Origin of the sequence: Hymenobacter qilianensis (genome assembly GCF_014489555.1) — a bacterium.
In the GTDB taxonomy this organism is placed as follows: Bacteria; Bacteroidota; Bacteroidia; order Cytophagales; family Hymenobacteraceae; genus Hymenobacter; species Hymenobacter qilianensis.
Map to the genome: position 1 here is coordinate 1515681 of NZ_CP060784.1, position 15729 is coordinate 1531409.

Annotated in this window: 12 protein-coding genes and 2 pseudogenes; 11 read left to right on the forward strand and 3 right to left on the reverse strand. The window is 54.2% G+C overall.

Annotated elements, in window-relative coordinates; all coding sequences use genetic code 11:
- Nucleotides 1–140: 140 nt before the first annotated feature.
- On the reverse strand, nt 141–3215 hold the full coding sequence (locus tag H9L05_RS06975; protein WP_187733566.1) for an AsmA family protein: 3075 nt from the start codon (nt 3213–3215) through the stop codon (nt 141–143).
- A gap of 349 nt (nt 3216–3564) precedes the next feature.
- On the opposite strand from H9L05_RS06975, the pseudogene H9L05_RS06985 reads away from it, so the two are divergent.
- Together H9L05_RS06985 and H9L05_RS06990 are read left to right on the forward strand one after the other, a co-directional pair.
- A pseudogene (locus H9L05_RS06985) lies at nt 3565–4541 on the forward strand (PorP/SprF family type IX secretion system membrane protein).
- Nucleotides 4542–4617: 76 nt separating this feature from the next.
- The gene (locus tag H9L05_RS06990; RefSeq protein ID WP_187733568.1) at nt 4618–5892 is read left to right on the forward strand and encodes an SUMF1/EgtB/PvdO family nonheme iron enzyme; all 1275 of its coding nucleotides are present in this window, start codon (nt 4618–4620) and stop codon (nt 5890–5892) included.
- 127 nt (nt 5893–6019) lie between these two features.
- On the opposite strand, the gene H9L05_RS06995 is transcribed toward H9L05_RS06990, so the two are convergent.
- Together H9L05_RS06995 and H9L05_RS07000 are read right to left on the reverse strand one after the other, a co-directional pair.
- Nucleotides 6020–6721, reverse strand: a complete 702-nt coding sequence (locus H9L05_RS06995; protein ID WP_187733569.1) for a ComF family protein — start codon at nt 6719–6721, stop codon at nt 6020–6022.
- Nucleotides 6718–7260 carry a hypothetical protein gene (locus tag H9L05_RS07000; protein WP_187733570.1) on the reverse strand — a complete coding sequence of 181 codons (543 nt, stop codon included), beginning with the start codon at nt 7258–7260 and terminating at the stop codon, nt 6718–6720. The genes H9L05_RS06995 and H9L05_RS07000 overlap by 4 nt, the downstream gene beginning before the upstream one ends.
- A gap of 206 nt (nt 7261–7466) precedes the next feature.
- Between H9L05_RS07000 and H9L05_RS07005 the strand changes: the two genes are divergently transcribed.
- From H9L05_RS07005 to mnmG, 9 genes and pseudogenes are all read left to right on the forward strand, one after another.
- Nucleotides 7467–7844: a carboxymuconolactone decarboxylase family protein gene (locus H9L05_RS07005; protein WP_187733571.1), complete on the forward strand. Its 378-nt coding sequence runs from the start codon at nt 7467–7469 to the stop codon at nt 7842–7844.
- 2 nt (nt 7845–7846) lie between these two features.
- Complete coding sequence (locus tag H9L05_RS07010) at nt 7847–8203, forward strand: hypothetical protein (protein ID WP_187733572.1); 357 nt, start codon at nt 7847–7849, stop codon at nt 8201–8203.
- Between the two features lie 25 nt (nt 8204–8228).
- The gene (locus tag H9L05_RS07015) at nt 8229–9071 is read left to right on the forward strand and encodes an exodeoxyribonuclease III (protein WP_308421993.1); all 843 of its coding nucleotides are present in this window, start codon (nt 8229–8231) and stop codon (nt 9069–9071) included.
- A gap of 141 nt (nt 9072–9212) precedes the next feature.
- Nucleotides 9213–9914: a hypothetical protein gene (locus H9L05_RS25970; RefSeq protein ID WP_317175141.1), complete on the forward strand. Its 702-nt coding sequence runs from the start codon at nt 9213–9215 to the stop codon at nt 9912–9914.
- Between the two features lie 275 nt (nt 9915–10189).
- A complete protein-coding gene (locus tag H9L05_RS25975; RefSeq protein WP_317175182.1) occupies nt 10190–10522 on the forward strand; it encodes a hypothetical protein in 333 nt (110 codons plus the stop codon).
- A gap of 100 nt (nt 10523–10622) precedes the next feature.
- Entirely contained in the window at nt 10623–12626 is a 2004-nt protein-coding gene (locus H9L05_RS23330; protein ID WP_223284787.1) for a coiled-coil domain-containing protein, read from the forward strand.
- 44 nt (nt 12627–12670) lie between these two features.
- Nucleotides 12671–13132: an ATP-binding protein gene (locus H9L05_RS07025; protein ID WP_187733573.1), complete on the forward strand. Its 462-nt coding sequence runs from the start codon at nt 12671–12673 to the stop codon at nt 13130–13132.
- The gene (gene ybeY / locus H9L05_RS07030) at nt 13129–13620 is read left to right on the forward strand and encodes an rRNA maturation RNase YbeY (RefSeq protein ID WP_187733574.1); all 492 of its coding nucleotides are present in this window, start codon (nt 13129–13131) and stop codon (nt 13618–13620) included. Before H9L05_RS07025 ends, ybeY begins: the two co-directional genes overlap by 4 nt.
- Nucleotides 13621–13835: 215 nt before the next feature.
- Nucleotides 13836–15703: pseudogene (gene mnmG / locus H9L05_RS07035) on the forward strand (tRNA uridine-5-carboxymethylaminomethyl(34) synthesis enzyme MnmG).
- Nucleotides 15704–15729: the final 26 nt, after the last annotated feature.

Here is a 15729-nt window from a genome sequence, read left to right on the forward strand (position 1 = left end):
GAACTATTAGATTTATTATATCCTAAAGAAATAAATATACTTTTAAACTGAAAAGGAGGCTGAATAGACATCTGCTAAACCTTACCAAATAAAAAAGCCCCCACCGGCTGCTGGTGGGGGCTTTTTTGTAGACAAAAGGTTTACCTATTGCCTGTGCTCGTAGTATCAGCCGGAGATGGCTCTGGGGTAGTGGTGGCGGGCTCCGTCGTTTCAGTGGGGCGAGTTTTGGGCTTGCCAAACAGAATACCGTTAAGCTTGTCTTTGGCCTGGCTACGAATCTTGGTTTCGGCTTCGAGGCGCTTTTTCTCGATTTCAAGTCGTGCCTTTTCCTGCAAATCCTGCTGCTTGCGGGCCAAATCACGCTGCAGGCTGTCCTGCGCCACCTGCGCGCGGGCCTGCAATTGTGATTTAGCATCGGTCACTTTGGCTTGCACAATGTTCTGCACCAGGTCTTTGGCCTGCGCCTTCACACTACCGCTGTTCAGTTTCACCTGCGGATTCTTGACGGTGCCGCCAATCGTGAGGCCAAGGGTCACGCGCTCGGTGCCTTCCAGGTTTTGGACGCCGGTAAGCGAGGTGAGGCGGGCGTTGAGCTGATTGCCCAGCTTGCCGGTGGGCACATTCAGGGCAGTTACGTATTCGAGGTTGCCGTTCACGTTGTTGGAGCCGCCTACGGTCATCTTGATCTGACCCACATTCACATCAAACGGCTTTACAATGAAGTTGCCGTTGAGCAGTTCAGCGGCTACATCTTTGTTTTCGACCACAAACTTCTTCAACTCCTGAAACTGGGTGAGGGCGCTAATCTTGTCCATTACCTCGGAGCCACTAACGGCGGCGCGCACTACCTCAAATAAGCCTTTGCCGGTAAGGGAGCTATACACGGGCATCATATCCGGGCCCATTTCGCCGCTTACGTTGAAATTAGTAGAGAAAATTCCTTCCAGATTGGCGGCCAGGGGCACCAGCGTTTTCACGGAGTTGAAGGCCTGAAAAGCGTTCTGGAAATTCAGGTTTTTGATGTTGAGCCCTAGGTTAAACTTGGGGTGCTGCAAATCTTTGCTGCTATAGCTGCCGGTAGTGGCAAAATTGCCCCCCAGCGTATTGAAGGTCAGCCCATCCATGCGCACGGCTTCGTCGCGGACGACTACGGTGCCCTTCACATCGTCGAGCTTGAGGTTATCATACACCACTTGACCAACATTGCTATTCAAGGTCAGGTCGAAGTATTTCGGGATTTGGAGCACTCCTTGCGCCTGGGCGGGCGCGGTGGTCTTGGCGGTGGTCGTAGGCTTGGCAGTTACCTCGTCTACCATCCACTCATTCACGTTGAAGCGGTTGCTGTTCACGGTCAGGTTGCCGCGCAAGGGCTGGCCCGGCGTAAACAAGTAGCCCATATAGTTGCTGATGGTGCCCGACGCGGCAATATCAGAGCTGCCCACAAAGCCATTCATATTCTGCAGCACAATCTTGTCGTTGTTGAACGTGGCGGTGGCGCGCGTCACTTTCACGCCCTGGGGCAGGTCAGCGCTTTTGTAAGTCACGTTCTGAGCATTCACGGTGCCCGAGGCCACTACGTTCTGATAGCGCTCCGCTTCGATATCAGCCATGCTGCCCTTAGCAGCAATGTCGCCGTTCAGACGCCCGGTTACGGTCATGCCTTCCAGCGGGAAAATCTTGGTCAGCTTGGTTAAATCCACCGTGCCGCGCACGTTGGTGTCGAAGATGGGCTTGTCGATGTTCTGGGCAGCAATGCGGCCTTCCAGCGGCTCGCCATCCAGCAGCATACGGAACTGCGGAATATTCAGGCGCGTGTCGTTGGGCTTGCCCGTTGTATTGGTGACGGTACCATTCAACGTCAGGTTTTCAATAGGTGCCGGAAATTGCTTGGACTTCACATAGCCATTGGTCAGGCGCATAGCGGCTTGCACCACAGGCATTTGAGTAGTTGAATAAATGCCCTTGGCGGTCGCATCCACGAATAATTGCCCCCTGAGCAGCAAGTCCTCAATTGGATACACCTTCATTATCTCCGCCAGATCCACGTTTGCTTTCACGCGCCCGTCCACGCGCATCGGCTCCAGACCATCGATGGCGACGGTGCCATCCACGGGATTTTTGCCTAGATCGAGGTGAAACTGCTTCACGCTCACTTTCACGTTGTTGGTGAAGCCCGAAGGATTATCCACCACCATATTCACGTTGATGTTGCGGGCGGCCTGCGGCAAATCGGGATATTTAAACATGCCGTCTTTAACTTGCAGATTCACTCCGTAGCCCGGCGACTTCACCTCGTCCATGGTGCCTTTGTAGTAGCCATCGAAGGCCATTTTGCCCCCCGTCTCAATATTTTTGAATTTCTCCGTAAACACGCCGGGTACAATGCTCAGGATGTTTTTGAAGTCGGTTTCGAGCGCTTTAAATGTCAGGTTGAAGTTGATAGCGTCCTGGGGCATGGCAATGGTACCAGCGAAGCTGGCCGGAAATTCATTGACGCGCACTTGGTTGTCTTTGAACGTGAACAACATCTTATCCAGGTCCATGGCCATGGTCACGTCGGCATTTAGCTTTGTGTTGGATAAATAATCGGTGCCGGCGTAGTTCATCGTGAAACGATCGGCCGTGGTCTGCGACACCATATCGAACACATTCTGCGTGAAGTCGCCCGAGCCGGTGTGGTTCACGTTGTGGGCCTGCACCGCAAAAGGAATAGTGAGGTCCTCGTAGCGCATTTTGCCCCCCACGATTTCCCAGCCCTTGATTGCGATGCTCAGCTGACTTGTATCCTTGCCTTGGGTAGCCAGGGTGGAGTCAGAGAGGAAAATATCCCAGTTGGCGCGCCCGCTTTTCAGCACCCGCAGATTTATATCGGGCTGATCGAGCTGAATAGACTTAATTTTGATCTGCTCGCCCCGCACCACACTCATCAGATCAAGCCCCACCCGAAAGGCCGGCAGGTAGGCGAGCGTATCGCGGGCAAACGAATCTTGCCCGATTATGCGCAGCTTGTCGATGCTGAGCGCCAGATCGGGGAAGGTGCGGAACAAGCTCAGGCTTACATTGGCCGGATCGTACTCTACCTTAGCCGCAACGCGCTCAGCCAGCTGCCGATCCAGGGCTTGCTTGATTTTGTCTTTGAACAGAAGGGGCGCCAGGGCAACAGCGGCCACCAGCACCACTAAAAATACCAGCAGGCCAACAAAAATTTTACGCATGAGTAAGAGGCTTTGAAACAGGAGAAGTGTACAAGTTCGGGGCTCAACACATCCACCGGAGCGGGTGCTACCTGAGATTTAAATCCTGAATCGGCAAAAATAGTGCAATGTTAGCCTGAAGGACATTGCTAAGATTAACATTCGATCCACGGACATTTTAACTTACTTTATTGGGCAAGAGTGCCTTTTACTTCTTGCGCCACCTGGGTCCCGCGTACGAAACGGGATAGGTGGCGCGTTAGTGTTTTTCTTTATGCGTCTACCTCTACTTTCTTTTTTTGCCCCCCAGCGGCTTCGTTGTACCTGGAGTCGCTTTGTGGCGCCGGTAGTGTTGGCAGTAGGTTGTAGTATGGGCTTGCACTCGAAGGTGCAGGCTCAGGACTTGTACTTCTCCCAGCCCTACGCTACGCGCTTGCACACCAACCCAGCCTTTACCGGCCTGCTCGACGATTATAGCGTTTCACTTAACTATCGAAACCAATTCCCGACCCTGTCTGGCACCTTCCAAACCAGCCAGCTAGCCGCCGACTACCGCATGCGGAACCAGCGTAGCGCCGTCGGCCTTTTGCTCAACTACGACCGCACGGGCTCCGTCGGCTACACGCGTTTTGAGGTGGGGGCTTATATGCGTATCACACTCGTCTTACGGAATATATAAGCTTAAGCGCGGGCTTGCAGGCCAGCTACGGAAATCAGCGCGTGAGCTACGGAAACCTTGTTTTTGGCGACCAACTTTCGGATGAAGGCCTAACTGGAAATCTCACTGCAGAGACTCTGGACGTGGTTCCGGTAAATTATCTTACAATTGGGGTAGGAGGTTTGCTATATACGGAACGGTTTTGGATAGGGGCTGCTGCACACCACTTAAATCAGCCAGATCTGGGTTTTGCAACCCAAACAAAGCTGCCAATGCGGTTGAACTTTAATACCGGTTACAAACATTATTTCGTGCGCACCTCCACTCCCATCAAAACTCGTGAGATTAGCCTGACCGGTACGGCCAGCTACACCCGGCAGGGTGGTTCGCAGCGGGCGGAAGTTGGGCTGTATGGTACCGTTTCACCAATTACCCTCGGGGCCGTGTATCGGGGAATGCCGCTGCCCGGCGCTCCTCAGCCACAGCAGATTATAGCAGCTATTGCCGGCATCAGCACGGGCGTTTTCCGCTTCGGCTATAGCTACGATGTCAGCTTGAGTGATTTTAGTGCCGATTTAGGTGGCGCGCATGAACTTTCGGTCAGCGTCCGCAATTTTGATCGGATAGAAGATGCCTGGCGCCGTTTGCGGCACCGCAACTTTAAAGCTATCCCGACTCCTGCTTTCTAAACCACAGTACAAATAAGTAACTTGCGTCAAATTACCTTCTCTAAATCATTTTCTCTCAGGTAGTTTCTATTACATCATGAATCTTTCCAAATACTTACGCTTTGCCATCGTGGGAGCCTGCGCGCTGGCTGCCTGCAGTAAAGGGGCACCGACCGCCACCAAACCTGGTAAGTACAGCTCCACGACGGGCATCGAGTACAACACCGAAGAGGGCATGAAGGTATCTGACTACGCTGGTATTCCAGAAGGTCCGGGCCTGATCTTCATTGAAGGTGGACGCACTGTACTCGGCTCAGCCGAAGAGGACGTGGCCATGACCCGCGACAACGTGGAGCGCACGGTTACTATCGCATCGTTCTATATGGACGAGGCCGAAGTAGCCAACATTCACTGGTTGGAGTATCTGCATTTTGTGCGTAAAGACTCAGCAGAAGAATTTTATCAGTCTGCTTTACCTGACACCGCCGTTTGGGCGCGTGAGCTTTCCTTCAACGACCCGTACGTAGATTACTACCTGCGCTACCCCGGTTTCCGTTACTTCCCAGTAGTAGGTGTAAGCTGGTTGCAGGCCAACGACTATTGCACTTGGCGCACCGCCAAAGTGAACGAGACCTTAGCTAGCGGTGGAGGCACCTCTACCAAGAAAAAAGGTGGCTTATTTGGTCGCAGCAAGAAAAACGCTGCTGCCGACGAAGCAGCCGATGCAGCTGAAGGTGCTGGCGCAGCAAAGCCTTCTATCGAAGATGGTAACACGCTGCCTAACTATCGTCTGCCCACCGAGGCTGAATGGGAATTCGCTGCTCAGGCCCTTGTTGGCACGCAGGAAGTAGGCAACGAGAACCAGGAAAACAAGCGTATCTATCCTTGGGATGGTCGTCAGGTGCGTAACCCCTATGGTAAGAAGATGGGCCAGTTCTTGGCTAACTTCAAGCGTGGCCGTGGTGACTATGCCGGTATTGCTGGTAGCCTGAACGACGGCGCTATGATCACGGAGTATATCTACAACTACCCTCCGAACGATTACGGCCTGTATAATATGGCTGGCAACGTAAACGAGTGGGTACAAGATATTTATCGTCCGCTCTCGTTTGAGGACGTAGAAGATTTGAACCCCTTCCGCCGGAACGGTTTCCTCGACCCAGCAGAATCGGGTAACGGCAGCAGCACCGGCTACGACAAGAAAGGCTACCAGTCGCTCATCGACGACCACGTGCGTGTCTACAAAGGCGGATCTTGGAAGGACGTAGCCTATTGGTTGTCGCCCGGCACCCGTCGCTTCATGGCTGAAGACTCAGCTACTGCTGCTATCGGTTTCCGCTGCGCCATGATTAACGCTGGCTCAAACAAGTAATCTGACTTAGCAGTCGATTAACACTAAAAAAAAGTCCCCCAGCCGAGTGCTGGGGGCTTTTTTTTGTAGCCATGTTGGCTGGGAAGCGATGTGAATAGGTAAGACTTATATGGCCTTCAAACCAAGGTTAGTTCTCTGCGCAGGCAATGGTTGCGATGCTGACTTCTCGGCAGCCAGCGGCCAGTAACGCAGCCGCGCAAGCTTCGAGCGTGGCGCCGGTCGTCAGCACATCATCTACGAGCAGGATGCGCTTATCTGCAACGTCCGCTGGCTTGGCTACCTCAAACACCTCCGCTACGTTTTGCCACCGCTCAGCGCGGTTCTTCTGGGTTTGGGAAGTTGTGTACTCTGTACGCTGTAACGTGGCGGCACTCCACGGCACCTCCAGACTCAATGATAAGCCCTCGGCAAACGTATCCGATTGGTTGTAGCCGCGCTTGGCTAGCTTGCGCGGATGCAGCGGCACAGGCACAATCAGGTCAAAATCGGTAGCGAGGCCGTGGTCGGCTAGTTCGGCGCCATACCAGCGGCCTAATACGCGCCCAATATCGCGCTGGCCCTGATACTTAAGCTGATGCAGCAGATGCTGTACCCGGCCACGCCGCAAAAAACGCAGGTAGCTAAGCGAGTAACGTACGGGCAGCTTTCCCCAGAACTTGCGAGCCAATGGATTCTCGCTTGGGGGCAATTTGTGATAGTCTGTGTAAGGGAACTGGGCGCGGCAACCCGTGCAGATATGATCTTCGCCGCGGGCCAACGACTCTTCGCAAGCCAGACATACCTGAGGAAAGATTAAGGTAACAAAGTCGGACAGGGCGGTACGGATCATGAAGGCGTGGGGGGCAAAAACGTAGCCACGGTTTTGCGGCGGTCGGCCAAAGGGCTCAGCCAGGCGAGCAGTAAGCCACCTGCCACCAGCCAGTAACTCAAGCTAAGCGCCTGATAGGATACGAGAATGCCGCTGATGACCAGCAAAATGCCCAACGACCAAAGCAAGTGACCAGGCAGGGTGGGCTTCGCCTGAAGTGTAGTGGGAGGGGAATACGCTACATCGGCCCACAGCACGCGCAAACGCGGATATTCAGATAGGAGCAGCGCCAAATCCATCAGTAACAGCACGCCCACTATGTAGGAAGTTGCGCCCCATTGCTGCGAAATGGTGATTAGCAGAATGTTGAGCAGCATAGGTACCAGCCCAATGGCACCGAGTAGCCAGAACCTCCGTGTCAGCAGCAAGAACCCAGTTATGACCTGACTAAGCGCAATAAAGGCCGCGTACATGCCCAGCTGATAAGCCTGTAGCTTTTCAATCAGCCACACGGGGCCAATCCAGCCGGGAAAATGGTGACCGGCGTAGAGCTTTGCCATACCAGAGGTAAAAAAAGTAGCCCCCAGAAACACCATCAAACCAACCCGCCACAACCGCATAATTCGCATAGCCAGAACGACAAAAAGATAGAAATATAGGTAGAAAGTAAGGTAGTGGGCGCAGCACTGCCTAGCAACTAAGCGGGCCTTTTCTGCCTACTTTCGTGTTATAGATTTTCACCTCCGACTTATTTCCCTTCAACAATATGAGTATCGTCACTGAATTCAACGACTACCGGGCGCGCATGAACGAGAAGATCATGGCGGCCGACAACAAGGTAATCAAGCGCTTTTTCAACCTCGACACCAACACCTACCAAGCCGGCGCCATCGACGTGAAGACCAAGGAAATGCTGGGCCTGGCCTGCTCCATGGTGCTGCGCTGCGATGATTGCATCAAATATCACTTGGGCAAATGCCACGAAGAAGGTATAAATGACGAAGAAATCTATGAGGTGTTTGCCATTGCTAACCTCATCGGTGGCAGCATCGTGATTCCCCACTTCCGGCGCGCCGTGGAGTATTGGGAAGCTCTGAAAGAAGAGGCTGTAACGGCCGCCCCACCGCACGCCCACGACGCCTAAGCATGGACGCGCAGGAAACGGAGGCCGAATTTGAGGCCCGCTGGTGGCAGTTGATGAATGAGATGCGGGAGCGTTTTGGCAAAAAGCCGGATCTGAATGCGTTGCTGCTGCTTATTGGCGTGCAGGAACTAGGTCAGGGGGCCGGGCCGTTCACCAAAGAACAGAAGCAGGACCTCATGCACATTGCTACCTGCCGACTCTTCAGCCTCTCGGGCCACTACGAGTTGGACCATGTGGATGAGGATGGCTGGCCGCACTATAAGCTCTTGCAGCCCGTGCCTTTTGCCAACCTGAAAGAGCAGGAGCGCATGCTGAAATGGCACATTCTGGAATATTTTGATAAATGGATGAAGGAGTAAATGGTGAAGTGGTGAAATTGTGAGTTTGTCGTTCGACTTGCGCATTGATAACAACAGTATCACTACTTCACATTTACCACTTCACAACTTCACCATTTCACTTTTGAAGATTATCAGCTACAACGTCAATGGTCTGCGCTCCGCTTTGAGCAAAGGCTTGCTTGACTGGGTGCGCGAGGCCGCTCCCGACGTACTTTGCCTCCAGGAAATAAAAGCCGGCCGCGAACCGCTCGACGTATCGGGCTTTGAGGCGCTGGGCTACCAGGCATACTTGCATCCGGCCGTGAAGCCCGGTTACAGCGGCGTAGCTACGTTTACCAAGCATAGGCCCAACCATGTGGCCGTTGGCTGCGATACGGAGTGCTACGACTGCGAAGGGAGGGTCCTGCGGCTGGATTTTGACGATTTCTCGGTGCTGAACACATACATGCCCTCCGGCACCAGCGGCCCCGAGCGGCAGGCGTTTAAAGTCGAATGGCTGCATTTTTTCCGCAGCTACGTGCGGGAGTTGCGGCCTGAGTTGCCGCCCCTTGTTATTGTGGGCGACTTCAATTGCTGTCAGCGCGAACTTGATTTGCACAACCCGAAGGCCAATCAGAACAGCACCGGCTTCACGCCGGAGGAGCGGCGCTGGTTTGCCGATTTTCTCGCCGATGGCTTCACCGATTCGTTTCGCCACCACCACGGCGACGCTGGGGGGCATTATTCGTGGTGGACGTATCGGGCCGGCGCCCGCGCCCGCAATGTGGGCTGGCGCCTCGATCATCTGCTGGTAGATGACACCCTGCAACCGCGCCTGGCCAGTGCCGGTCTTTTGCCTGATGTAGTGCACTCCGATCATTGCCCGGCCATCGTGGAGCTACTGTAGCGCTGAGCTTACGCCAGGCACATCGTTATCTTGGAACAATTGCCCCCAGCGGTTGTCGTTCCGAAATAGAATGGTGTCGCAAGTCACGCGCGGCTTTAATGCGTATCTTTCCTCAGCCCGGAAAGGCGTTTTTAACACCTTGTGAAGAAAGAATCCGTGTCCGAATTCAACGCAACTACACCTACTCGCTTGCCGGCCCTGCAACAGGTGCTCGGGCAGCTGGATGCGTTTAAGCGTAAGTTTTACCTCAACCTGCTCGTGCGCGGTGCGCTGGTGGCTGGGGGGCTTTTGCTGACGTTATTTTTGGTTTTGAGCCTGCTGGAATACTTCCTTTACCTGCCTACCTGGGTGCGGGGCGGTCTGCTTTTCGGCTTTTTGGGCTTGGTGGTGTACACCTTCCTGCACTGGATTTGGAAGCCCTTGGCGGCTCTCACCAACCTGCGCCGCCTGCTTTCTGATGAGCAAGCAGCCCAGCGCGTGGGCGAACTGTTTCCTCAGGTACAGGATAAACTCCTGAACGCTTTGCAGCTGCAAGGTCAGGCCCGCGAGAATGCCCTGATTGCGGCAAGCTTGGAGCAGCGGGCAGCGCAGTTCACAGGCTTGGAGTTTAGTGAAGGCATCAAGATAAAAGAGCAAACCCGGCCGCTGTGGAAATATGTGGCCGTGCCGGCTGCCATTGTACTAGGGGTGCTTCTGGTGTATCCGAGCCTGTTTGTGCAGGGAACTGGACGTATTTTGCATTACCGACGCGCGTATTCGCCCCCGCGCCATTTGAGTTCATTATTGAAAACAAGAAGCTGCAAGCCTTTCGCAATGAGGACTTTAAACTACAGGTACGGATAGAGGGCAAAGCGCTGCCCAATGAAATTAACATCCGCTACAACGGCCGCGAGCGGCGCCTCACCAAAGAGCCCGGCACTGGCAACCGCTACAGCTATGATTTTCGGCAGCTCCAGAATAACACGGAGTTTCAGCTGGCCGGCGCTGGCTTTACCTCCGACGAGTATGACCTGACGGTACGTGCCCGCCCCGATCTGCGCGATTTTGCGGTGCATGTTTCTTACCCAACTTACTTGCGCAAACCTGCCGAAACCATTCGCAACAGCGGCAACCTGACGGTGCCGGAAGGCAGCACCGTGCGCTGGGAATTTGCCACCACGGCCACTGATGAGCTGCAACTGCTCTTCAAAAACCCGGATGAAACCGTAACGGCTACCGCGGCTAACGACCAGTTTCAGGCCTCGCGCCGCGTGCTGCGCAGCCAGGAATATACCGTCCGCCTGCGCAACGCCGCCAGCCTCAACCGCGACCCTATTCAGTACCAAATCACGGCTATTCCCGACCAGACTCCGGAAATAACCCTGGAAGCTTTCTCCGATACCACCTCGCTGCGCTACTTGGCGCTGGGGGCAATTTGCTCGATGACTACGGCTTTACGCGCTTACAGCTAAATTATCGGGTTACTTCGGGCCTAAGTCAAACGCCGGCTATAAAACGCGGGCGCTGCCGCTGGAAAGTGGTCCGTCGCAGGCGTACGCTTATCAGTGGGATTTGAGCGGCCTCAACATGAAGCCCGGCGACCGGCTTGAGTACTTCGTGCAGGTATGGGACAACGACGGCGTGAACGGCCCCAAGAGTGCCCGTACGCGCAGCGCCGAGTTTCGGCTGCCGGCCCGCAAGGAGCTACGCGAGCAGCTGAATGCCCAGTCGCAGTCGGTGCAGAACCAGATGAGCAAGTCGGCGGAGCAGTCAAAAAAGCTGGAGCGCGAGTTGGCCAAAACGGAAGATAAGCTCAAGACCAAGCGCGAGCTGAACTTCCAGGACCGCAAGCAATTGCAGGATATGCTGGAACAAAAACAGCAGATGGATCAGCAGCTGGCCGACATGAAGAAGATGTTCGAGGAGATGAACCAGCGCCAGGACCAGCTTGATCCCAAAAGCCAAGAGCTGGCCGAGAAAGCCAAGGAATTGGAAAAGCTGATGGAAACGCTGCTCGACCCCGAAACCAAGAAGCTGTACGAGGAGCTACAGAAACTGCTGGAGCAGCAGCAGGACCAGACTCAGCCCGAGATGCAGAAACTGCTGCAACAGCTCGAGAACAAGGAAAACACCTTGCAAAAGGAGCTGGAGCGTGCCCTGGAAATGTTCAAGCAGCTTCAGTTTGAGCAAAAGCAGGAAAACGCCATCAATAAGCTGGAAGAGTTAGCTAAAGAGCAACAGCAGCTGGCCGAGCAAACCCAGCAGAATGACAAGTCGCAGCAAAAAGGCCCCCAGCAGCAACAAAAGCAGCAGGAGCTACAGAAGCAGCAAGCCGAAAAGCAGCAGGAATTCAATGAGGTAAAGCAGGACTTGCAAGATCTGAAAAAGCTGGACGAGCAGCTCGATGGCGAGAATGGCGCTGACGAGATGAAAGACGAGCAGCAGCAGGTAGACGAGGAAATGCAGGAAAGCCAGGAGCAGCTCGGCAAAAACCAGAACCAGAAAGCCAGTCAGAGCCAGCAGCAAGCCGGCCAAAAAATGCAGAAAATGGCGCAGCAGATGCGGGAGCAGCAAGAAGAGGAGGAAGGCGATAAGCAGCAGGAAAACATCGACAGCCTGCGCGACATCCTCGAAAATCTGCTCAAAATCAGCTTCGACCAGGAAGGCCTGATGAAAGAATTTCGCCAGGTAGACCAGACTGACCCACGCTTTGTGCAGCTTGGCCAGACCCAGCGCAAGCTCAAGGATGATGCGGCCATTGTGCAGGATTCGCTGTATGCGTTGGCCAAGAAGGTATTTCAGATTCAGAGCTTTGTGACTCGCGAAGTAGGGGAGATGAACAACCAAATGGATGAGTCGCTGAACCAGATTCGGCAGCGCAACGTGGGCCGGGCTACCAGCAGCCAGCAGCTAGCCATGACCAGCATGAATAACCTCGCCCTAATGCTCAACGATGCTTTGCAGCAAATGCAGGAGCAACAGCGCCAGAGTCAGCAAAACCAGCAGGGCGACGGCAAGCCGGGCAAGAAAAAGAAGAAAGGTCAGGCGGCTGGCGAAGGTCAGATGGGTCGTATGCAGCAGCAGCTCAACCAACAGATTCAGCAATTGCAGCAGAGCGGCAAGCAGGGTCGGGAGTTATCGGAGGAGCTGGCGAAGCTGGCCGGGCAGCAGCAAATGCTGCGCGAGGCGCTCAAGGAGCTGGATAAAATGCAGCAGCAATCTGGGGGGCAAAAAGGCAAAGGCCAGGAAGGCCAGGGCGGTACCGGCGATCTGAAAAAATTAATGGAACAAACCGAAACCGACCTCGTAAACAAGCGGCTGACGGAGGAAACTGTTATGCGCCAGCGTCAAATCCTGACTCGCTTGCTGGAAGCCGAGAAATCGGCCCGGGAGCGGGACCTCGATGACAAGCGTGAAGCGCAGACAGCCCAAGCGAAGCCACCTGTTTTTCCACCCGCCTTTGATCAATATAAGCGGCAAAAAGAACGGCAAACTGAGCTACTCCGCACTGTACCACCTGCCCTCACCCCTTACTATCAGCGTGAGGTAAGTGAATATTTTCAGAAAATGAAGTAGTACCTCGCTACTTTTACTGCTGCTGCCCCCCTCTTACTTTTACTATGAAGCAGGTTAAAATTCAGATTCCGTCGCTCGTTGAGAATATTCGCGTGGTAGAAAGCTTCATCGACAATTCGAAGGATACCTTTGATATTGAAGATGATATCTATGGCAATATCATGGTGGCAGTTACGGAAGCCGTCAATAATGCCATTCGTCACGGTAACAAATTCGATAAGGATAAAAACGTGTACTTGTCGCTGCATGTAGCTACCGACCGTATCAAATTTGAGGTAGAGGATCAGGGTGACGGCTTCGATTACACGAATTTGATTGATCCTACAGCTCCTGAAAACCTGGAAAACCCGGGAGGCCGCGGTATTTTTCTGATTCGCCACCTCGCCGACGAGGTAGAATTTCAGAAAGATGGCCGCAACGTTCAGCTTACGTTCCTGTTAGCTCCTACTTCCGATCTGGAAACCTCGGGCTCCGATTCTTTATCTTCCGATCATAACGCGGCATGAACCAACACCCGCCTGGTACCGAGGACGAAATGAACAACGGCCTGCCCGAGCAGTCGCACGAGGTACACGGCATTGAGTTTATTGTAGAGGATGTGGATTTTGAGCTAGCAGAGGCTGAAGCTCTGACGGCTTGGGTTGAGCGTATTGCGGAAGTGCACGAGCACGAAATCGTGCAGCTTACCTACATTTTCTGTTCCGACGAATACCTGCACCGCGTAAACGTAGAGTACCTCGACCACGACACGTACACCGACGTTATCACCTTTGATAATGCGGACACGTCGGACATTATTGAGGGCGATATTTTTATCAGCGTGGAGCGAGTACGCGAAAACGCTGAGCAACTGGGCGTACCCTTCTGCGACGAACTGCACCGCGTGATGATTCATGGTATGCTGCATTTGCTGGGCTACCAAGACAAAGACCTGCTGAGCCAGACGGCCATGCGCAAAAAAGAGGATTACTGCCTATCTTTGCGCACGTTCTGAGCACGTTGCCTTTTCTCTTTTCTAAGTAATTATCAGAAAACCGCAGGCCGTTTTGAACGGCGGCGGTTTTTTGGTTTTCAGGAACGTACTACGGCGTCTTTGTCGTTGTGCAATCCAACTTATCGGGTCAGGCAGCAACGATAAATACGCTGTCTTCTGCCTCTGTTTATAAGCTCTTTGCTGTTTATCCTTACAGCTAAAAAAGCCCCCCAGCCATGTTTCAGCAAGAAGAGTACGATGTTATTGTAGTAGGAGCCGGCCACGCTGGTTGCGAAGCTGCCGCGGCTGCCGCAAACCTTGGCTCCAAGGTGCTGCTCGTGACGATGAACATGAATACCATCGCCCAGATGTCGTGCAATCCGGCCATGGGCGGGGTGGCCAAGGGGCAGATTCTACGCGAGGTAGACGCCCTTGGGGGCAAAGTGGCATCGTGACTGATAAGACCATGATTCAGTTCAGGATGCTGAATCGGTCGAAAGGCCCGGCTATGTGGAGCCCGCGCGCCCAAAGCGACCGGATGCGCTTCGCCGAAGAATGGCGCCTGACTTTGGAGCAAACATTAAACATAGACTTCTGGCAGGAAGCTGTAACGGGTCTGCTAATAGAAAATGAGACGGTAGCAGGCGTGCGCACGGCGCTGGGCGTGGAGTTTCGCGGCAAAGCTGTGGTGCTTACCAACGGGACTTTCCTCAATGGCCTGATTCATATTGGCGAGAAGCAGTTTGGCGGTGGTCGGGCAGCTGAAAAAGCCAGTTCCGGTATTACTGAGCAGCTCATTGAGCTGGGCTTTGAAGCCGGTCGCATGAAAACCGGTACGCCGCCCCGCGTTGATGGCCGCTCGCTTGATTACTCTAAAATGGAAGAGCAGCCCGGCGACGAAATACCCGGCCGCTTCTCTTACCTCGACACGCCGACGCTGGTTAAGCAGCGCCCGTGCTATATCACTTATACGAACCCGGAGGTGCACGAAATTCTGCGCACGGGCTTCGAGAAGTCGCCGATGTTTCAGGGTCGCATCAAGGGTTTGGGGCCACGCTATTGCCCGTCGGTGGAGGACAAAATCAACCGCTTCGCTGACAAGGACCGCCACCAGATATTTGTGGAGCCGGAGGGCAGCAGCACCGTTGAAATGTACATCAACGGCTTCAGCAGCTCTTTGCCAGAGGATGTACAGTACCGGGCTTTGCGCAAGATTGCGGGCTTCGAGAATGCCAAGATGTTCCGGCCCGGCTACGCCATCGAGTACGACTTTTTCCCACCTACTCAGCTCAACCTAACGCTGGAAACCAAGCGCGTGCGCAACCTCTACTTCGCGGGCCAGATCAACGGCACCACGGGCTATGAGGAGGCTGCCTGCCAGGGTCTGATGGCTGGTATCAACGCCCACAACCGCGTACACGATAAGCAGCCTTTCGTGCTGAAAAGGAGTGAGGCCTACATCGGTGTACTCATCGACGACCTTGTGAACAAAGGCACGGACGAGCCTTACCGCATGTTTACCTCGCGCGCCGAGCACCGCATTGTGCTGCGCCAGGATAACGCCGACCTGCGCCTCACGCCTATGGGCTACGCGCTGGGTCTGGCGTCGGAGGAGCGTATGCAGCGCGTAGAGCAAAAGCAACGCGAAACGGCGGCGGTAATTGAGTATCTGCAAAAGAAATCCATCGAGCCGGCAGAGATTAACGGGCTGCTGACGGAGCTAGGCTCGGCTACTATCAGCGAGAAAACCCGGGCGGTAAACTTGCTACGCCGCCCTAATGTGGAGCTGGAGCACCTCACGCGCCACCTGCCCAGGCTGGCATTGGAGCTGGGTCAATACCAGCCCGATAGTTTGGAACAAGCCATCATTACCATCAAGTACGAATCCTACATTCAGAAGGAGCACTTGCAGGCTGCCCGCGTGGGTGAGCTGGAAAACTTCGTGATTCAGGGCCGCCTCGATTACAAGCAGATGCCAGCCCTGTCGCACGAGGCCCGCGAGAAGCTGCTGCGCGTGCAGCCCGAAACCATCGGCCAGGCCGCGCGCATTAGCGGCGTCTCGCCGGCCGATATTTCGGTGTTGATGGTCTATCTTGGCCGGTAAATTCAATTAACAATTAACATTGAGCA